This window comes from Lentzea guizhouensis (genome assembly GCF_001701025.1).
Classification (GTDB): Bacteria; Actinomycetota; Actinomycetes; order Mycobacteriales; family Pseudonocardiaceae; genus Lentzea; species Lentzea guizhouensis.
Genome location: NZ_CP016793.1, coordinates 8,920,565 through 8,939,686 on the forward strand (window position 1 = coordinate 8,920,565; position 19,122 = coordinate 8,939,686).

The following is a 19,122-nucleotide window of genomic DNA, read 5'->3' on the forward strand; positions in this document are numbered from 1 at the left end:
GAAGAACGGATCCACCTCGAACCGATCCACGCGCGACATTGCTCCACGCGGATCAACGGGACGTGCGGAGGTACCGCCGAAGGCCGGAAACCTCGCCGCTACAAGCAGAAGACCTTCGCAACACGACCCGCTCACCAGCAGGTTCCATCGATCGTGACGTCCTCGTTCGGACCCGGTCGCGTAAGATCGCTCAGGTTCACCGGAGCGCGCTTGAAAACCGCAGGTGTCTCCCCTCACGCGATTTCCCGCCATGCCGTGGAGGCAGCGAAACGATGGGCACCAGAACCGCGCAGGCAGACCGTTCGCCAGGCCAGGACAGCGCGAGAGAGGCGGCGGAACTGCCGGAGCTGCGGCAGCTGCTCGCCGGTCTGACCGCGGTGCGCGACGGCGACTTCGGCATCCGCCTCCCCGACGACTCCGACGGGCTGCTCGGCGAGATCGCCACCGTCTTCAACGGCATGGTGGACCAGCTGTCGCTCTTCACCTCCGAGGTCACCCGCGTGGCCCGCGAGGTCGGCACGGACGGCCGGCTCGGCGGGCAGGCCGAGGTGCCGGGGGTGTCGGGCACCTGGAAGGACCTCACCGACTCGGTGAACGCCATGGCGGGCAACCTCACCAGCCAGGTCCGCGACATCGCGCAGGTGGCGACGGCGGTCGCGCGGGGCGACCTGAGCCAGAAGATCGACGTGGACGCGCGCGGCGAGATCCTGGAGCTGAAGAACACCGTCAACACGATGGTCGACCAGCTCAGCTCGTTCGCCGACGAGGTCACCCGCGTCGCGCGCGAGGTCGGCAGCGAGGGGCGCCTGGGCGGGCAGGCCGACGTGCAGGGCGTCTCCGGCACCTGGCGCGACCTCACCGACTCGGTGAACTTCATGGCGGGCAACCTGACCGACCAGGTCCGCAACATCGCGCAGGTGACCACCGCGGTGGCCAGCGGCGACCTGAGCCAGAAGATCACGGTCACCGCCCGCGGCGAGATCCTCGAGCTCAAGAGCACCATCAACACGATGGTCGACCAGCTCAGCTCCTTCGCCGACGAGGTCACCCGCGTCTCCCGCGAGGTCGGCACCGACGGCATCCTCGGCGGCCAGGCCGACGTCAAGGGCGTCTCCGGCACCTGGCGCGACCTCACCGACTCGGTGAACTTCATGGCGGGCAACCTGACCGCGCAGGTGCGGTCCATCGCCCAGGTCGCCACGGCGGTCGCCCGCGGTGACCTGTCGCAGAAGATCACGGTCACCGCCCGCGGCGAGATCCTGGAGCTCAAGGACACCATCAACACGATGGTCGACCAGCTCAGCTCCTTCGCCGACGAGGTCACCCGCGTCTCCCGCGAGGTCGGCACCGACGGCCGCCTGGGCGGTCAGGCCGACGTCAAGGGCGTGTCCGGCACGTGGAAGGACCTCACGGAGTCGGTCAACATCATGGCGGACAACCTCACCGCCCAGGTGCGGTCGATCGCCCAGGTCACGACGGCGGTGGCACGGGGCGACCTGAGCCAGAAGATCCGCGTCGACGCCCGCGGCGAGATCCTGGAGCTGAAGGAGACCATCAACACGATGGTCGACCAGCTGTCCGGATTCGCTGACGAGGTCACCCGCGTGTCCCGCGAGGTCGGCACCGAGGGCAACCTGGGCGGCCAGGCCACCGTGCGCGGGGTGTCGGGCACCTGGAAGGACCTGACCGACAACGTCAACCTGATGGCGTCCAACCTGACGAACCAGGTGCGGTCGATCGCCCAGGTCGCCACCGCGGTCGCCCGCGGCGACCTGTCCCAGAAGATCACGGTCGAGGCCAAGGGCGAGGTCGCCGCGCTCGCCGGCGTGATCAACACGATGGTCGACACGCTGTCGGCGTTCGCGGACGAGGTCACCCGCGTCGCCCGCGAGGTGGGCACCGAGGGCATGCTCGGCGGTCAGGCGCGGGTGCCGAACGTGGCCGGCACGTGGAAGGACCTGACCGACAACGTCAACTTCATGGCGAACAACCTGACCAACCAGGTCCGCAACATCGCCCAGGTCACCACCGCGGTCGCGCAGGGCGACCTGACCAAGAAGATCGACGTCGACGCCCGCGGCGAGATCCTCGAGCTCAAGACGACGATCAACACGATGGTCGACCAGCTCAGCTCGTTCGCCGCCGAGGTGACCCGCGTGGCGCGCGAGGTCGGCAGCGAGGGGCGCCTGGGCGGCCAGGCCGAGGTCGAGGGCGTCTCCGGCACGTGGAAGCGGCTCACCGAGAACGTCAACGAGCTCGCCGAGAACCTGACCAGGCAGGTCCGCGCGATCGCCGAGGTGACCAGCGCGGTCGCCGAGGGCGACCTGACCCGCTCGATCACGGTCGAGGCCTCCGGTGAGGTGGCCGAGCTCAAGGACAACATCAACTCGATGGTCGGGTCGTTGCGCGACTCCACCAAGGCCAACCAGGACCAGGACTGGCTGAAGTCCAACCTGGCCCGCATCTCCAGCCTGATGCAGGGCCGCCGCGACCTCGCCGTCGTCGCCGAGCTGATCATGGACGAGCTGACGCCGCTGGTGTCGGCCCAGTTCGGCGCCTTCTACCTGGCCGACGACGCGGCCGACGAGCAGGAGCTGCGGCTGATCAGCTCCTACGGCCACCCCGACGACGACTCGCGGCCGACCCGGTTCCGGTTCGGCCAGTCGCTCGTCGGCCAGGCCGCGCGCAGCCGCCGCACCATCGCCGTGGACGAGATCGCGGCCGACTACGTGGCCATCACCTCCGGTCTCGGCCGGACCGCGCCGGTGAACCTGGTCGTGCTGCCGATCGTCGTGGAGGACCAGGTCCTCGGCGTCATCGAGGTCGCGTCGGTGCACCGGTTCACCGACATCCACCGCGACTTCCTCGACCAGCTGATGGAGACCATCGGCGTCAACGTCAACACCATCATCGCCAACGCGCGCACCGACGAGCTGCTGACCGAGTCCCAGCGGCTCGCCCAGGAGCTCCAGGCGCGGTCCGGTGAGCTGCAGGCGCGCCAGGAGGAGCTGCAGCGCTCCAACGACGAGCTGGAGGAGAAGGCGAAGCTGCTCGCCATCCAGAACCGCGACATCGAGGCGAAGAACCTGGAGATCGAGCAGGCCCGCCAGCAGCTGGAGAACCGCGCGCAGGAGCTCACCCTCGCGTCGAAGTACAAGTCGGAGTTCCTGGCCAACATGAGCCACGAGCTGCGCACGCCGTTGAACAGCCTGCTGATCCTCGCCCAGCTGCTCGCCCAGAACCCGAGCCGCAACCTCACCCCGAAGCAGGTGGAGTACGCGGGGATCATCCACTCCGCGGGGTCGGACCTGCTGCAGCTGATCAACGACATCCTCGACCTGTCCAAGGTCGAGGCGGGCAAGATGGACATCACGCCCGAGCCCGTGGCGCTGCGCAAGCTGATGGACTACGTCGAGCTGACGTTCCGGCCGCTCACCACGCAGAAGGGCCTGGACTTCCGGATCACCACCGCGCCGGGCGTGCCGGAGGAGCTGATCACCGACGACACCCGGCTGCAGCAGGTCCTGCGCAACCTGCTGTCCAACGCGGTGAAGTTCACCGAGACCGGTGCGGTGGAGCTGCGCATCGAGCTCGCCGACCCCGACCACCTGTCGCCCGCGGTGCGCGAGCACGGCCCGGCGATCATGTTCCGGGTCAGCGACACCGGCATCGGCATCGCCGAGCAGCAGCTGGAGTCGATCTTCGGCGCGTTCCAGCAGGCCGACGGCACCACCAGCCGCAAGTACGGCGGCACCGGACTGGGCCTGTCGATCAGCCGCGAGATCGCCTACCTGCTCGGCGGCTCGATCACCGCGGAGAGCACGCTGGGCGAGGGCAGCACGTTCATCCTCTACCTGCCGGTGCACCGGGCGGACTACCGCGAGCTGGTCGCCGCCGCCGCCGACAACCAGGCGGCGGCCACCGCGTCGGTGCAGGCACCGCCCGCGACCAGCGGGCACCGGCGCCGCCTGCTCGTCGTGGAGGAGCGGCCGCAGGGCCTGCTGTCGCTCGTGGCGCAGAGCGCGGTGACCGACCTGTCCGCGAGCAACGACCCGCGCGGAACCGCCGAGGTCGTCACGGCCGTCGGGGAGGAAGAGGCGGCGGCGGCGCTGGCGACCGAGCCGTACCACTGCGTGGTCCTGGAGCTGGACCTGCCCGACCAGGCCGCGCTGCGGTTCCTGGACGCGCTCGACGGTGACCCGGCCGCGCGCACGACCCCGGTGCTGGCGCACAACAACCGCCGGCTGTCGGCCGACCTGGAGCAACAGCTGCAGGCGCGCATCGGCACCAGGCCGCTGGAGCTGCTGTCCAGTTTGGACGAGCTGCGCGAGCGGATCGCGTTGCACCTCAACGCTGAAGACCCAGAGGACGTGCTACCGCTGGTGCGCCCCGAACAGCCACGGCCACCGGCGACGCGTCAGGTGAACGGGCAGCTGGCCGGCCGGACGGTGCTGATCGTGGACGACGACGCCCGCAACCTCTTCGCGCTCAGCAGCATCCTGGAGCTGCACGGCGTGCGGGTGCTGCACGCGGAGAACGGCAGGGAGGGCATCGAGACCCTGGTCGGCCACCCGGAGATCGACCTGATCCTGATGGACGTGATGATGCCGGAGATGGACGGCTACGCCGCCACCTCGGCGATCCGCGCCATGCCGGAGCACGCGGAGCTGCCGATCATCGCGGTGACCGCGAAGGCGATGCCGGGTGACCGGGACAAGAGCATCGCCTCCGGTGCCAACGACTACGTCACCAAACCGGTGGACGCCGACGACCTGGTCGCCTGCGCGCTGCGGTGGATGCGATCCCGGTGACCGGCCGCGAGGCGGGTCCCGACGAGGCGGGCACCGGCGAGGCGGACACCGGCGAGGCGGGTACCGGTCAGGCGGGTACCGGTCAGGCGGGCACCGGTCAGGCGGGCACCGGTCAGGCGGGCACCGGTCAGGCGGGCACCGGTCAGGCGGGCACCGGTCAGGCGGGCACCGGTCAGGCGGGCACCGGTCAGGCGGGCACCGGTCAGGCGGGCACCGGTCAGGCGGGCACCGGTCAGGCGGGCACCGGTCAGGCGGGCACCGGTCAGGCGGGCACCGGTCAGGCGGGCACCGGTCAGGCGGGCACCGGTCAGGCGGGCACCGGTCAGGCGGGCACCGGTCAGGCGGGCACCGGTCAGGCGGGCACCGGTCAGGCGGGCACCGGTCAGGCGGGCACCGGTCAGGCGGGCACCGGTCAGGCGGGCACCGGTCAGGCGGGCACCGGTCAGGCGGGCACCGGTCAGGCGGGCACCGGTCAGGCGGGCACCGGTCAGGCGGGCACCGGTCAGGCGGGCACCGGTCAGGCGGGCACCGGTCAGGCGGGCACCGGTCAGGCGGGCACCGGTCAGGCGGGCACCGGTCAGGCGGGCACCGGCAGGCGGGCACCGGTCAGGCGGGCACCGGTCAGGCGGGCACCGGCAGGCGGGCACCGGCAGGCGGGCATCAGCGGGGCGGGCACCAGGCAGGCGGGCACCGGTCAGGCGGGCACCAGCAGGCGAGCACCAGCCAGGCGGGCACCAGCAGCGACACCAGGCGGGCACCAGCCAGCGAGCACCAGCCAAGCGAGCACCAGCCAGGCGAGCACCAGCCAGGCAGGCACCGGCCAGGCGGGCATCAGCCAGGCAGGCACCGGTGAGGCGGGCATCGGCCGGCTCGCGGCACGGTCGCCGCCTGCACGGAGGTCGACGAGGCACGGGCCGCCGCGAACGGCCGCGCGCTGGTGGAGCTCGCCAAGGGTGTGCTCGTCGAACGGCTGCGGTGCGGTCCCGCCCAGGCCGCGCAGCAGCTCGCGTTGCTGGCCGAGCGCGCGGGCGCCACGCAGCTCCAGCTCGCCGTGGAGATCATCAACGAGGTGGCGGGCGACGAGCTGACCGCCGCGCCCGTCGTGGCCGACGAGCCGGGTGGGGCCACCGTGATCCGGTTGCGGACGGCGCAGAGCGCGGCGTTGCAGGCGGACGACACCCAGTCGGTCGCCCAGTCGTTGTTCGACCACGCCCTCGCGCCGCTCGGTGCGACCGCGGTGGCGATCTGGGCCGCGGGTGCCGACTCGTCGCTCACGCTGGCCGGCCAGGCCGGGTTCGGTGCCGGTGAGGCCGGCGGTGGCGGTACGTGCCGCCCGGTGTGCCGACGCCGGCCGCCGGGCGCTGTCGAACGCGACACGGTGTGGCTCACCGACCTCGCCGAGGCCGGCCTGCCGTCGATCGGCGGCGGTCTGCCCGGCCGGGTCGCCGTGCCCGCGGGAACCGGCGGCCGGATCACCGGTGTGCTGGAGATCTGCTGGCCGGAACCGCTGCAGCCGCAGTCGTTGAGCGTGCACAAGCAGGTGGAGGCGCTGGCCGAGCTGTGCGCCGCCACGCTCGACGTCATCACGCCCGGCAGGCAGGACCACCACCTGACGGCCCCCTCCGAGCTGGTCGACCTCGCCGACGGGCTGCTCGACCCGACCCTCGTGCTCGGCCCGGAGCTCTCCCCCGACGGCACGATCGCCGACTTCCGGGTGCACCACGTGAACGGCCGGTTCGTCGACATCGCGGGCCGCCCGCGCGCCGCCGTCGTGGGCAAGCTGCTGCTGGAGGCGTACCCGCTGGCCGCGGCCGAGGGCAACCTGTTCGACAAGGTCGAGCACGTCCACGCCACCGGCGAACCGTTCCGCGCCGACCGCATGACGCTGGCCGCGCTGGTCGACGAGGTGCCGGTGACCGTCACCGCGAACGTGAGCATCACCCGCCACGGCGTGCTGGTGCTGGTCGTGTGGCGGGTGCAGGACGAGGCCGCCCGCCTGGCGAGCCTCCTGCAGCACGCGCAACGGCTCGGCCGCGTCGGCGGTTTCGAGGAGGACCTCCGCAGCGGCCAGGTCATGTGGAACAGCCAGCTGTACTCGCTGTACGGCCGCGACGGTGGTGAGCCGGCCGTGCCGCTGGCCGAGATCGCGGACCACGCGCACCCCGACGACGTGCCGTCCCTGAACGGCTTCCTGTACAACGTCCTGCACTACCACCGCCCGGCCTCGGCCGCGTTCCGCCTGCAACGCGCCGACGGCGTGACCCGGCACGTCCGCGTCATCGCCGAACCCGTCCTCGACTCCCAGGGCACCCTGCTCGCCGTCCGCGGCGCCTACCAGGACGTCTCGGCCCAGCACTGGACCGAGGTGGCGCTGTCGGCCACCCAGGACCAGCTCGCGATCACCGCCCACGAGGCAGCCGAGCGCAACAAGCTGACCCTGCAGCTCCAGCAGGTGATCATGCCTCCCACCCACCCGACGATCGAGGCGTTCGGCCTGCGCGTGGCCGTCCGCTACCGCCCGGCCGAACAGGAGGAGCTCGTCGGCGGCGACTGGTACGACGCCGTCGTCCTGCCCACCAAGCAGATCCTGGTCTCGGTCGGCGACATCGCGGGCCACGGCATCAAGGGCGCCACCGGCATGGTGGTCCTGCGCAACGCCCTGCGCGGCCTCGCCGCCACCGGCGCGGGACCGGCACAACTGCTGACGTGGCTGAACCTCGTCGCCCACCATCTCAGCGACAACATCGTCGCCACCGCCATCTGCGGCCTCTACGACCCTCACACCAGGGTGCTGCGCTGGGCCAGGGCGGGCCACCTGCCACCGTTGCTGATCAGGAACGGCACCGCCGAGTTCCTGCCCATGCTCCGCGGCGTGCTGCTCGGCGCACTCGCCGAGGCGACCTACGAGGAGGGCGAGGTGCAGCTGGAACTGGGCGACACCCTGCTCCTCTACACCGACGGCCTGGTCGAGCGCCGGGACGTGCCGCTCGACGAGTGCCTGGAGCACCTGCGGAGCGAGGTGCGGCGGCCGTGGCCGAACCTGGACGAGCTGCTGGACCACCTGCTCGACTCCAGCGAGTCGAACACGGACGACGACACGTGCGTGGTGGGCGTGGAGCTCGCCTGACCACCGGCCGACGACCTGGGTCACACCTCTCCCGTTGTGCGGCCCGGCCGAACTCCCCATACGGTCGGAGGAAGCGCATGAATCGGCACCGGTGACCCACCGGTGCCGATCTCGTCGCCCCAGGAGCGAACCCGCCGCGCACCGGCCGCGACGCCACCCAGGCCGTCGCAGGCCCGAGTGCGCGCGGGTGCCGGCAGTTCGACGGCCGCGGGCCGGAACGGGAGTGTTCATGAAGGACCGCAAGGCGGTGCGGATCCCCGCGCCCGCCGGACGTTCCCAGTTCACCGGTGACGTGCCGGTCGTCGCTGTCGTGGGTGGCGGCATCGCGGGTCTCGCGGCGGCCACCCTGCTCGCCGAACGCGGGGCGCGGGTCGTGCTGTACGAGCGCGAGAGCTACCTGGGCGGCAGGGTCGGCGGGTGGCGCACGGAGCTCGCCGACGGCAGCGAAGTGACGATGACGCGCGGGTTCCACGCGTTCTTCCGGCAGTACTACAACCTGCGTTCGCTGCTGCGGCGGATCGACCCGGACGGCCGGGCGCTCACGCCGATGCCCGACTACCCGTTGTGGCACGCGCGGGGCGACCGCGACTCGTTCGCCGGGATGCCGACGACCGCGCCGTGGAACGTGCTGGCGTTCCTGCGGCGCAGCCCCACGTTCCGCTGGCGCGACCTGCCGGACATCAACCCCGAGGCGGCGCTGAAGCTGCTGGACGTGTCGGTTCCCGGGGTCTACGACGAGCTCGACGGCATCGACGCCGCCGAGTACCTGGAGCGGGTGCGGTTCCCGGAGGCGGCGCACGCGCTCGCGTTCGAGGTGTTCTCGCGCAGCTTCTTCGCGCACCCGCGGGACATGTCGGCCGCGGAGCTCGCCGTCATGTTCCACATCTACTTCCTCGGCTCGAACGAGGGGCTGCTGTTCGACGTCGCGGCCGACCCGTTCCCGCACGGGCTGTGGGACCCGCTCGGCCAGCGCCTCCTCGAGCTGGGCGCCGACGTGCGCACCGGTGTGGGCGTCGAGTCGGTGAAACGGGGTGGGACCAAGCGTTTCACCGTCACCACCGGGGACGGTGTGGTGGACGCCGACGCCGTGGTGCTCGCCGCCGACGTCAACGGGCTGCGCGCCGTCGTCGAGTCCTCACCGGACCTCGGCGACGCGGACTGGCGGGCGCGCGTCACCGGGTTGCGGACCGCGCCGCCGTTCCTGGTGTCGCGGTACTGGCTCGACCGGCCGGTCGACCGGCCCGGGTTCATCGGCACCAGCGGCTACGACCTGCTCGACAACGTCAGCGTGCTCGACGGCTACGAGCACGAGGCACGCGCCTGGGCGGCGCGCTCCGGTGGTTCGGTGGTGGAGCTGCACGGGTACGCCATCCCGTCCGATGTGGACGAAGCGGAGGCGAAGCGGCGGCTCTGGGACCAGCTGACCGAGGTCTACCCCGAGACGAAGGGCGCGAAGGTCGTCGACGAGCGGCACGAGTGGCGGGCCGACTGCCCGTTGTTCCCCGCCGGTGGTTACGACAGCAGGCCGCGGGTGCGCACGCCGGACGACTTCCTCGTGCTGGCGGGTGATCTGGTGCGGATCGACCTGCCGGTGGCGTTGATGGAACGGGCGGCCACGACCGGGTTCGCGGCGGCCAACCAGCTGCTGAGCCGGTGGGGCGTGACGGGAACGGATCTCTGGACGGTTCCCGTCGAAGGTCGTGTGCCACTGCTGCGTGCGGCCGCGCGCCGGCGGAGGTCGGCGTGAACGTCGAAGTGGGGCCTGTCGCGGTGCGCAGACCTGCCCGCGTGCTGCCCGCCGTGGCGTGGATCTGCGGTGCGCTCGTCGTGCTGGCGCAGATCGTGTACTCCATGACCGAACCGCAGGACCGGCTGTTCACGACGGTCTCGTCGGTGGTCGCGTTCGCGGTGGCGTCGGTGTGCGACGCCCTGGCCCGGTTCGGGCCGCGTGCGGCGGTGCTGCTGGTGGTCACCGCCGGTGGCGGCGGTCTGCTGGCCGAGACCATCGGTGTGCACACGGGCTTTCCGTTCGGGGACTACCGCTACACGGGGTCGCTCGGCCTGGACGTCCTGGGCGTCCCGGTGGTCGTGGCACTGGCGTGGGTGATGATGTGCTGGCCCGCGTTGCTCGTCGGCCGGTCGCTCGCGCGCGGTCCGGGGTGGACGGTCGTCGCCGTCGGCGCGTGGGCCCTGGCGGCGTGGGACGTGTTCCTCGATCCGCAGATGGTCGACGCGGGCCATTGGGCGTGGGCGGACCCGAGCCCGGCGCTGCCCGGCGTGGAGGGTGTGCCGCTCACGAACTACGCCGGTTGGCTGCTGGTCGCGACGCTGATGATCGCCACCCTGCACCGGACCGTCGGTACGCCCCGCGTTTCGAGAGAGCTCGACCTGCGCGCCGGACCGGCTCCCGTGCTGTACCTGTGGACCTACGGCTCGTCGGTGTGGGCGCACGCGGCGTTCTTCGGCCGGCCCTGGGTCTCCGCGGTGGCCGGCGTGCTCATGGGCCTGGTGGCGGTGCCGTTCGCGGTCGCGCTGTGGCGGGCACATCGGTGAGGCGGTTCCTGCGTGCGGCGGTGCGCGGTGCCGCCGTCGGTTCGGCCGTGGCCGCGGCCCACGCCCTGGTGAACGCGCGGCTGATGCGGGTGCCACCGGCTGATCCGCCCCGGTGCCAGGAGAAGGTGTCGGTCCTGGTGCCCGCGCGGAACGAGGCGCACCGGATCGCGGCAACAATCAGGTCGCTGCGCAACCAGGTCGGCGTGCCCGAGCTGGAGGTCGTCGTCCTCGACGACGGGTCGTCCGACGGCACCGCCGGCGAGGTGCGCCGGGTCGCCGGCGACGACGAGCGGGTCCGCGTCGTCACGGGCGGCGAGCTCCCGGCCGGGTGGCTGGGCAAGCCGCACGCCTGCGCCCAGCTGGCCGACCTGGCGCAGGGCGGTGTGCTGGTGTTCGTCGACGCGGACGTCGTGCTGGTGCCGCATGCGATCGCGTCGGCCGTGGCGTTGTTGCGGGAGAACGACCTCGACGTGGTGTCGCCGTTCCCGCGCCAGCTCGCCGACGGCGCCGGGGCCCGGCTGGTCCAGCCGTTGCTGCAGTGGTCGTGGCTGGTCTTCCTGCCGTTGCGCCTGGCCGAGCGCTCGCCCCGGCCGTCGCTGGCCGCGGCGAACGGGCAGTTCCTGGTCGTCGACGCCACCGCCTACCACCGCAGCGGCGGGTTCGCCGGCATCGCCACCGCCGTGCTCGACGACATCGCGCTCCTGCGTGCCGTCAAACGCAGCGGCGGCCGGGGTGTGGTCGTCGACGGCAGCACGGTGGCGGCCTGCCGGATGTACGAGGACTGGGCGGAGGTCCGGGACGGCTACGAGAAGTCGCTGTGGTCGGCCACCGGCAGTCCGGTGGCGGCGGCGGTGCTGTCGGTCGTGCTCGCCTGGCTGTACGTCCTGCCACCGGTCGCCGCGCTCGCCGGGTCGCGCGCCGGTGCCGCCGGGTATGCCGCGGGAGTGCTCACCAGGGTCGTGACCGCGCGCGCCACCGGTGGCCGGGTGTGGCCGGACGCCCTCGCCCACCCCGTGTCGGTGGGTGTCCTGCTGACGCTCGTCGCCCGGTCGTGGCGCGCCCGGCGGGCAGGGGTGTTGCGGTGGAAAGACCGATCGTTGCGGGAGAGCAGCTGACGTGGCACGGGTAGCGGTGATCGGCGCCGGCATGGGCGGGCTGGCCGCGGCGGCGCGACTGGCGAAGAACGGGCACGACGTCACCGTGTACGAGCAGGCCTCCGGTCCCGGTGGCAAGCTCGGCACCTTGCAGCGCGACGGGTTCACGTTCGACACCGGGCCGTCGTTGCTGACGCTGCCCCACGTCTACCGCGACCTCTTCGCGGTCACCGGTGCACCGCTGGACGACCTCGTGGAGATCGTCCCGGTGGAACCGACCTGCCGCTACCGCTTCCCGGACGGCTCCGAGCTCGACATGCCGCACGCCGAGGAGCACGTCGAGGCGGCGCTGACCGACGCGTTCGGTCCTGAGGCGGCACAGCAGTGGCGGGCGGTGCTCACCGACGCCGAACGGTTGTGGGACCTCGTCGGCGAACCGGTGCTGCAGAACCCGCTCAACGGCGTCCGCGATCTGCTGCGCCGGTCGGCGAGCGTGCGGGACCTGATGGCGATCGCGCCGTGGCGCACGTTGCGCGGGGTGGGCGAACGGCGGCTGACCGACCCGCGGCTGCGCATGCTGCTCGACCGCTACGCCACCTACAGCGGCTCCGACCCGCGCCGCACGCCCGCGTTGATGACGGTCGTGCCGTTCGTCGAGCAGCGGTTCGGCGGCTGGTACGTGCGCGGCGGGCTGCGCCGGCTCGGCGACGCCCTGCACGGCCGGTGCGTCGACCTCGGTGTGCGTTTCCGCTTCAGCGCAACGGTCACCGCGATCGAGTCCGGCAGCGGCGGGGTCACCGGTGTGCGCCTGCAGGACGGCGAACGGCGCCCCGCCGACGTGGTCGTGTCCGATGTGGACGCCGAGCAGCTGTACGGGGACCTGGTCACCGACCGGCGCTCGCACCGTCCACACCGGATGCTGCGCAAGACCCAGCCGTCGCTGTCCGGGTTCGTGCTCCTGCTGGCGCTGCGCGGGAAGACCCCGGACCCCGCCCACCACCGCGTGCTCTTCCCCGCCGACTACGACGACGAGTTCGACTCTATCTTCGGCCGGCACCCCCGGCCGGTGCCGGACCCGACGGTCTACGTGTGCGCACCGGACGACCCCGCCGTCGCACCCGAGGGTGACGAGGCGTGGTTCGTGCTGGTCAACGCCGCACGGCAGGGCGACGTCGACTGGACAGCGCCGGAACTCGCCGACTCCTACGCCGACCGCGTCCTGCGGGTCATGGCCGAGCGCGGCGTGGACGTCCGCGACCGGGTGCGCTGGCGGGAGATCCGCACACCGGCCGACTGGGCCCGCGACACCGGCTCGGTCGGCGGGTCGATCTACGGTTCGTCGTCCAACGGCCCGCGCGCGGCGCTGCTCCGGCCCGCCAACCGCTCTCCCCTGCCCGGCCTGTTCCTCGTCGGCGGCTCGGCCCACCCCGGCGGCGGGCTGCCGCTCGTGGCGATGTCAGCGCAGATCGTCGCCCGCCTGGTCGGTCCGGCCTGACCCGAACGGCCCCGTCCACGGCCGCCCGTCGAGCTCCCGGTGGATCCCGGCGGCCAGCTGGCCGAACCCGACCACGGCACACCCCGCCCACACCAGAGCCGACACGGCGGCCCAGCCCCACCCGAGGACCGGCGTGCCGCCGGGCGCGAAACCCGTTCCCGCACAGGCGATCGCGACCACGATCACCCTGATCGGCCGTTCCGCCACCGTGATCGCACCGGCCGACGTCATCCCGACGGCCTGCGCCTTCGCCCGCGCGTACTCGTGCAGCAGCACCGACCCGCCGATGGCCGCGCACCACCACGGTTCGGCGCCGAGCACGAGAAGGACCAGCACCAGCAACAGGTCCGCGAGCCGGTCGGCGACCGCGTCCACCACCGCGCCCAACGGCCGCACCCGCCCGGTGCGCAGGGCGACGGCACCGTCCAGCCCGTCCAGCACTCCGCTCGCCACGACCAGCAGCAGCGCCAGCAACGCCCACCACCCGCGCGGCCGCGGCGGCGACCGCCCCGGCGGCCACCAGCACCCCGGCCAGCGACAGCAGGTCGGGGTGGACGCGGTCGAACGGGCGGGCCAGCGCGTGCACGAACCGCAGCCAGCCGACGACGAGCCGGCTCTGCGACACGTCCTCACCGTGCAGCTGGGACCAACCAGCGACTGGGTTCGCGTTGTCACCGGTCATGGCACCACCGTAGGCCGATGGGTGACCGCGCGCAGGTTCGGGTACTTCTGCGATCATGCATGTACTCCGCGCGGTGGCAGCGGCTACGTCGAGCGCGCTGCGCGGCAAGGACCTCCTGCTGTGGGCCGCCGGGCTGACGTTCTTCTCCGCACTGGGCCTGGTCCCGTTGCTGCTGCTCGCGTTGCGCGGGGTGGCGGTGCTGTTCGGCCCGCAGCTCGTGACCGACGGCGCCCGGACGCTCGGCGGGTCCCTGCCGAGCGCGCACGACCCCACCGCCGCGCTCGTCCAGCTCGCCGAGGCGGCGACGACCACGTCCTGGCCGCTGATGGCCGCGGCACTGTTCCCCGCGACGCTCTACGGCGAGGGCCTGCGCCGAGGCCTGGTGCAGGCGGCCGGTGAACGGGTGACCAGGTGGACCGGCTGGGCCGGCCGGATCGCGTTCCTGCCGGTGCTCCTGCTGGCGCCGCTGCTGGTCGCGCTCCCGCTGTCGTTCGCCTCGACCGTGGGCTCGCTGTACGAGGGCGGCGGCTGGTCCACGGTGCTCGGCGTCGTGCTGTCGTTCCACCTCGACATGGTCCCGATCTGCGTGACCGTCGCCCTGGTATTCGCCTTCGTCGGGCCCGTCGCACTCCCGGTGCGCACCCTCCTGGCGGCCGGCGTGGGCGTCGGCGCGGTGCTCACGGGCTTCCTGCACGGTTTCGTGCTGTTCCTGGCGATCCCGGTGGACTGGGCGATCCCCTACGGAGGCCTGGCGGGACCGGGGGCGGTGGCCGCGCTCGGGCTGTGGCTGTTCCTGCTGCACGGCCTGCTGCTGTTCGGCTACCGGATCACGCTCAGCACACACGACGTGCTGAACACATAGCTGCATCGTTTCTGCGTCGATTTTCGGGGTACTGCTGAAGAGTCCTCTTCGTTCCGCCAGCAGGTGAGGAGCCAGTCAGTCATGAGCACGATCACCAAGTCCGTCGACGTCGAAGCCGACGTGACCAGCGTCTACAACCAGTGGACCCAGTTCGCCGAGTTCCCGAGGTTCATGGAAGGCGTCGAGCGGATCGACCAGACCGACGACACCCACACCCACTGGGTCGTCAACATCGCGGGCGTGACCCGCGAGTTCGACGCCACCATCACCGAACAGCACCCGGACGAGCGCGTGGCCTGGCGCTCCGACGAGGGCCCCAACCACGCCGGCGTCGTGACGGTGCACCGCCTGGACGACGCCCACACCCGCGTAACGGTCCAGATGGACGTCGACCCGGACGGCTTCGTCGAGAACGTCGCCGACAAGCTCGGCATCCTCGACCGCCGCGTCCAGGCCGACCTCGACCGGTTCAAGACGTTCATCGAGAAGCGCGGCGGCGCCGAGACGGGCGCCTGGCGCGGCGACGTCGAGCGCCCCGGCCAGTCCGACCCCGGCACGCTGGGCCTCTGACCTCGCCGCGGACGTGCCGCGGTGTCCGGGCGCAGGCGGGGTCTCACCCTCGTCGGCGCGGGACACCGCGGCACTTCTTCATGCGCACATCAGGGCCTGCGTGCACGTCACGCCGGGCCTACCCGCGAGGACGCGCCTGCTGCAGGCGTTCGAGGTCGGGGTTCAGGCACGGCACGACCTCGTTCTGCGAGAAGGCCGACACCGCGACGCTGTTCGCGTCGGTGTGGCACAGGTCGATGTCGCTGAGCACCCTGACGTTCTTCATGCTGACGACACTGATGTCGTAGCTGTGGTCGTACCGCGCAGTGAAGTCCTTCAGCTCGCGCACCAGATCGGCGTTCTCAGGCGCCGCGAACGCGGGCGTACCGATCATGAAGAAACCCACGCCGGTAGCGGCCGCGGTGGCGATCTTCTTCAACATCGAGAACTACCTTCCGCAACTCCGGTCCTGTCCCAGGACACGCCGATCGAGGTCAGTCCTCGTCGGGGTTACCGCACAGCCCGCTGTCGTTGCCGGCGAGCACCGGCACCGCGATGACGTTGACGTCGATGAAGCAGGCGTTGATGTCGCTGACCACCTCAGTCTCGTTGAGGTTGGCCACTCCGGTCTGGTGGACGATGTCCGTCTCGGACGCCGACGCCGCGGAGCCGAACCCGACGAACGCCCCCGCGATGGCGACGGCCGCTCCAACCTTCTTCAACACGATGATCTCCTCGAGATGGTGTGCGGCGCACCATATCGATTCGGCCATGACGCACAAAATCGCACATGCCCGAAACCCTGGGAAGGCGCGGTAATTGTTCACACAATCGGATGAATCGACGATCTGCGCGATTGGCTTTGAATCGTGATTGACCTGCCGTGACTCGACTCTTGGGGCGACCCGTGCACACCACCGAATTAATCAGATGGGGCGATCGGCTGCGGACGCAGTGGCGTTCCGGCTCGTTCTTCGAGCAGGGCGACCGCCATCAGCTCACCGTCCACCGGCCCGAACCTGGCGGCGGCCTCCTGGTGGACCCGCGTGACCACCTGGGACAGCTCGGACGGCACGCCGTGCTCGCGGAACAGCTCGGTGACCGCTTCCAGTTCCTCGACACAGCGGTCCACCCCGAACAGCGGCAGGTAGTCGCCGGCGAACACGCGGCCCAGGTCGTGCCGCAGGAAGTCACTGCCGGCCGCGCTGTTCGCCAGCAATGCGCGGAGTGCCTCCACGTCCAGGCCGGCCGCCTGCCCGAGCAACATCGCCTCCGCGCTCGCCACCGCCTGCCCGAACCACAGCAGGTTCACCAGGAGCTTGGCGGTGTAGCCCGAACCGGCCCCGCCCACCAGGGAGATGCGGTCGGCGATCGTTTCCAGCAACGGCAAGAGGAACTCGTAGCTGGTGGCGTCACCTCCGGCGAAGAGCTGGAGGGTGCCCGCCGCCGCGGCCTCCGGTCCACCGCCCATGGGTGCTTCCAGCACCGCGACGCCACGGGAGCGCGCGTCTTCCTGGATGGCGCGCATCGGTAAAGGCGAGCTGCTGGTCAGGTCGAGCCAGGCGGCGCCGGTGGGCAGCTCTCGCAACAACGATGCCGGGCCGCTCATCAGTGAGCGGATCTCCGGGATTCCGGGGAGGACGGTGACCAGCACGTCCGCGCCGGCTGCGGCCGCTTGAGCGGAAGGTTTCCACCGGGCACCAGAGGATCTCACCGCGTCGGCCACCTCGGGCCGGATGTCGGTCACCACGACGTTCCAGCCTGCTGCGGCGAGGTTGCGGCTGATCGGCAGGCCCATCCTGCCGGCGCCGACGACGGCGACCCGCGCGCCGGCTTGGAGGGGCGACGCGTGCTGTGTGTTGTCATCCTGGGATTGCACGGTTCCTCCATCGCGGCGGATGCGGTGAGGCACGGCAGCCGGTGCGCTCGGGTCGAGATGATCAGGAATGCCGCGCCACTGACCGGACGATCGAGGCCACGAGTCGGCTGATCGAGGCGGCGACCGACGGATCGGCAACGTGGAGACGGCCTTGCTGCTCCAACACGACGTCAACGAGCTCGCTCCAGGTGTTCCAGCACAGAAGTCGGGGATGCGAGCGGTCGACTCCTCCAACGGCACGGAACGATCGCTTGCGAAAGCGTGCACCCACGGGAAGGAAGCTACCGCGCGATCGCGTAGCACCACGAGGTGGCGACGGACGCGTCGAACTGCACGATCAACTGCTCACCGCGCGACCTCCCATCCGGGTTCAACACGAACTCATCAGGCAGGAACGACAGCTTCGCCTCCTCCACCTCACGGGCCAGCACACCCCGCACCCCATCCGCCCCGTGCGCGTTGCCGACCACCGCCCCCAGAAACGTCCGCGGCAGAAAGTCCAGCGCAGCCAGCACTTCCGCACTCAGGACGTTCTCCAACCCCCGCCCGCCGTCGCGGTACCGGCGGACCGACGAGCCCTCCCACGAGATCTCCTCGAGCAGCCTGCCCAGAACGGACTCGTTGCCACCGGCATCCGACACGAGCACCTCCCTCTCCGCGCGCACCGCGGCCGATGACAAACTGTCCCCCATGGGATCGGACTGGTCGTGGACGTTGGCCCTCCCCGGCGGGGCGTTGACCTCGGCGACGGTCGAACGGTTGTTGGCACTGGCCAACGATTCCGGCCTGTCACCCCACCGGCCGGACGGCGGGATCAACGGCTTCGCCAACCTCCCCGGCCGCGAGGGCGACCACGAAGTGCTGACCCGCCACCAGCTGGTCCAGGGGCTCACCACGGGATCCTGGGCCACCAACCTGTGGACCCGCTCCGAAGCCGACATCGGGCTGTCCACCACACCGAGCGGCGGAACCGGCTGGGACCTCGTGTCGCTCTCGTTGAACTCGGCCCACTGCCGGCGGACTCCCACCGCCGACGCCGAACCGTTTCGGCAACTGCACCGGCAGCTGACCGGACTGTGGCTGACCGTCGCGACCGGACTCGGTGCGGTGTTCGGCCGCGTCGAGGACGAGTGGTCGCTGGAGCAGATCTGGTCCGAGCTGCCGGACTCGCGCATGCACGTCACCCCGCCGCCACCGGGTTCCTCGCCGGACTGGTTGAGCTGGCTCACCTACTTCGACGCCGACCACCACCGGCGACTGGCACCCGTCCTCGCGGAGCTGAACGCCGACGTTCGACGGACGAGCGACGGAGCAGCGGTCATCGTGCTGCTGGGCGACCCGGCCGCGGTTGATCCCGTGAAGTTCGCTCAGCTGCACCACGAGTACCGACGTGCGGTCGCGGCCCATCGTGGACAGGTGCTCACCAGCGAGTCGGGCTAGCGGTTCGCCGGCGTGTACCGCACGTGACCGCCGGCGGGCAGCAGGTAGCCGTCCCAGCGTTCGTCGGGCACCACTCCGCCGAGGTCGGCGGCGGTGACGTGGTCGACCTCGAAGCCGATCAGGCCGAGCCGGAAGCCGGCCTGGCGGAACACCTCGTCCGCCACACCGGCCAGCCACGTGTCCAGGGCCGCACGCCAGGCCAGCGACCGCGTTGCGCCGTCTGAGCCGAACGGGAAGGCACCGATGCGCCGGTCCGCCTTGGCCAGCGCGCCGAGCGGGAGGTACAGCGTCAGCCAGTCCTCGCCGTCGTCGAAGCGGGTGGAGAAGCAGCCGCACACGACAGGTCCGCTGAGCGGCGTTCGCGCGGTGCCGTGCAGGTGGCCGAACTCCTCCAGCGACGCCACGGTGACGGGTACCGCGTCCTGGTCGGCCGGTTCGCGGTCCCGGCTGCCGGAGCAGCCCGTGATGCCGGCAGCTCGCCACAACGCGGTCAACGCGCCCTGAAGACGCTCGTCGTCGCGGTCGCCGATCTCCAGTGACAGCTCGTAGAAGCCACCGGTCCAGTTCTCCGGGTCGGTGAAGAGCATCGGGTCGCGCACCCCCGCAGTGTTCCAAAAGGACGTGCCACGC

16 protein-coding genes and 1 pseudogene are annotated in these 19,122 nt (G+C 71.5%); 9 read left to right on the forward strand and 8 right to left on the reverse strand.

Annotated features, from left to right (window positions below; genetic code table 11):
* The first annotated feature begins 272 nt into the window (after nt 1-272).
* On the forward strand, nt 273-4,811 hold the full coding sequence (locus tag BBK82_RS42465) for a HAMP domain-containing protein (RefSeq protein WP_065919965.1): 4,539 nt from the start codon (nt 273-275) through the stop codon (nt 4,809-4,811).
* On the opposite strand, the gene BBK82_RS42470 is transcribed toward BBK82_RS42465, so the two are convergent.
* Together BBK82_RS42470 and BBK82_RS57090 are read right to left on the reverse strand one after the other, a co-directional pair.
* Nucleotides 4,742-5,590, reverse strand: a complete 849-nt coding sequence (locus BBK82_RS42470; RefSeq protein ID WP_237047885.1) for a pentapeptide repeat-containing protein — start codon at nt 5,588-5,590, stop codon at nt 4,742-4,744. The genes BBK82_RS42465 and BBK82_RS42470 overlap by 70 nt on opposite strands.
* Before the next feature lie 33 nt (nt 5,591-5,623).
* Nucleotides 5,624-5,722 (reverse strand): annotated as a pseudogene (locus BBK82_RS57090) (hypothetical protein); the annotation flags it as partial.
* Nucleotides 5,723-5,748: 26 nt separating this feature from the next.
* Here BBK82_RS57090 and BBK82_RS57095 point away from each other — a divergent pair.
* The 5 genes from BBK82_RS57095 to BBK82_RS42495 all read left to right on the forward strand — a co-directional run bounded on the left by BBK82_RS57095 (nt 5,749) and on the right by BBK82_RS42495 (nt 13,080).
* Nucleotides 5,749-7,938: a PP2C family protein-serine/threonine phosphatase gene (locus tag BBK82_RS57095; protein WP_065919967.1), complete on the forward strand. Its 2,190-nt coding sequence runs from the start codon at nt 5,749-5,751 to the stop codon at nt 7,936-7,938.
* Nucleotides 7,939-8,167: 229 nt separating this feature from the next.
* The gene (locus BBK82_RS42480; protein ID WP_065921813.1) at nt 8,168-9,685 is read left to right on the forward strand and encodes an FAD-dependent oxidoreductase; all 1,518 of its coding nucleotides are present in this window, start codon (nt 8,168-8,170) and stop codon (nt 9,683-9,685) included.
* A complete protein-coding gene (locus BBK82_RS42485; RefSeq protein WP_065919968.1) occupies nt 9,682-10,491 on the forward strand; it encodes a carotenoid biosynthesis protein in 810 nt (269 codons plus the stop codon). The genes BBK82_RS42480 and BBK82_RS42485 overlap by 4 nt, the downstream gene beginning before the upstream one ends.
* Entirely contained in the window at nt 10,488-11,606 is a 1,119-nt protein-coding gene (locus tag BBK82_RS42490; RefSeq protein ID WP_065919969.1) for a glycosyltransferase family 2 protein, read from the forward strand. Before BBK82_RS42485 ends, BBK82_RS42490 begins: the two co-directional genes overlap by 4 nt.
* 1 nt (nt 11,607) lies before the next feature.
* Complete coding sequence (locus BBK82_RS42495; protein ID WP_065919970.1) at nt 11,608-13,080, forward strand: phytoene desaturase family protein; 1,473 nt, start codon at nt 11,608-11,610, stop codon at nt 13,078-13,080.
* On the opposite strand, the gene BBK82_RS42500 is transcribed toward BBK82_RS42495, so the two are convergent.
* A complete protein-coding gene (locus BBK82_RS42500) occupies nt 13,042-13,554 on the reverse strand; it encodes a CDP-alcohol phosphatidyltransferase family protein (protein WP_065919971.1) in 513 nt (170 codons plus the stop codon). The genes BBK82_RS42495 and BBK82_RS42500 overlap by 39 nt on opposite strands.
* Nucleotides 13,555-13,817: 263 nt before the next feature.
* Between BBK82_RS42500 and BBK82_RS42505 the strand changes: the two genes are divergently transcribed.
* Nucleotides 13,818-14,624: a YhjD/YihY/BrkB family envelope integrity protein gene (locus BBK82_RS42505; protein WP_065919972.1), complete on the forward strand. Its 807-nt coding sequence runs from the start codon at nt 13,818-13,820 to the stop codon at nt 14,622-14,624.
* Nucleotides 14,625-14,705: 81 nt separating this feature from the next.
* Nucleotides 14,706-15,194, forward strand: a complete 489-nt coding sequence (locus BBK82_RS42510; protein ID WP_065919973.1) for an SRPBCC family protein — start codon at nt 14,706-14,708, stop codon at nt 15,192-15,194.
* 118 nt (nt 15,195-15,312) lie between these two features.
* Here BBK82_RS42510 and BBK82_RS42515 read toward each other — a convergent pair whose 3' ends face one another.
* The 4 genes from BBK82_RS42515 to BBK82_RS42530 all read right to left on the reverse strand — a co-directional run bounded on the left by BBK82_RS42515 (nt 15,313) and on the right by BBK82_RS42530 (nt 17,717).
* A complete protein-coding gene (locus BBK82_RS42515; protein ID WP_065919974.1) occupies nt 15,313-15,615 on the reverse strand; it encodes a hypothetical protein in 303 nt (100 codons plus the stop codon).
* A gap of 52 nt (nt 15,616-15,667) precedes the next feature.
* Entirely contained in the window at nt 15,668-15,898 is a 231-nt protein-coding gene (locus tag BBK82_RS42520) for a hypothetical protein (RefSeq protein WP_154697833.1), read from the reverse strand.
* A gap of 197 nt (nt 15,899-16,095) precedes the next feature.
* Nucleotides 16,096-17,052: an NAD(P)-dependent oxidoreductase gene (locus BBK82_RS42525; protein ID WP_071812796.1), complete on the reverse strand. Its 957-nt coding sequence runs from the start codon at nt 17,050-17,052 to the stop codon at nt 16,096-16,098.
* A 281-nt stretch (nt 17,053-17,333) separates the two neighbouring features.
* Nucleotides 17,334-17,717 carry a hypothetical protein gene (locus BBK82_RS42530; RefSeq protein WP_065919976.1) on the reverse strand — a complete coding sequence of 128 codons (384 nt, stop codon included), beginning with the start codon at nt 17,715-17,717 and terminating at the stop codon, nt 17,334-17,336.
* Between the two features lie 25 nt (nt 17,718-17,742).
* Here BBK82_RS42530 and BBK82_RS42535 point away from each other — a divergent pair, with 25 nt between their 5' ends.
* Nucleotides 17,743-18,492, forward strand: a complete 750-nt coding sequence (locus BBK82_RS42535) for a hypothetical protein (protein ID WP_065919977.1) — start codon at nt 17,743-17,745, stop codon at nt 18,490-18,492.
* On the opposite strand, the gene BBK82_RS42540 is transcribed toward BBK82_RS42535, so the two are convergent.
* A complete protein-coding gene (locus tag BBK82_RS42540) occupies nt 18,489-19,091 on the reverse strand; it encodes a hypothetical protein (protein ID WP_218920515.1) in 603 nt (200 codons plus the stop codon). The two genes, BBK82_RS42535 and BBK82_RS42540, sit on opposite strands and share 4 nt — an antisense overlap.
* Nucleotides 19,092-19,122 lie beyond the last annotated feature (31 nt).

Coding starts and splice junctions, on each gene's coding strand:
- BBK82_RS42510 (WP_065919973.1), top strand. CDS start 14,706: ATGAGCACGATCACCAAGTCCGTCGACGTCGAAGCCGACGTGACCAGC.
- BBK82_RS42535 (WP_065919977.1), top strand. CDS start 17,743: ATGGGATCGGACTGGTCGTGGACGTTGGCCCTCCCCGGCGGGGCGTTG.
- BBK82_RS42515 (WP_065919974.1), bottom strand. CDS start 15,615: ATGTTGAAGAAGATCGCCACCGCGGCCGCTACCGGCGTGGGTTTCTTC.
- BBK82_RS42505 (WP_065919972.1), top strand. CDS start 13,818: ATGCATGTACTCCGCGCGGTGGCAGCGGCTACGTCGAGCGCGCTGCGC.
- BBK82_RS42480 (WP_065921813.1), top strand. CDS start 8,168: ATGAAGGACCGCAAGGCGGTGCGGATCCCCGCGCCCGCCGGACGTTCC.
- BBK82_RS42465 (WP_065919965.1), top strand. CDS start 273: ATGGGCACCAGAACCGCGCAGGCAGACCGTTCGCCAGGCCAGGACAGC.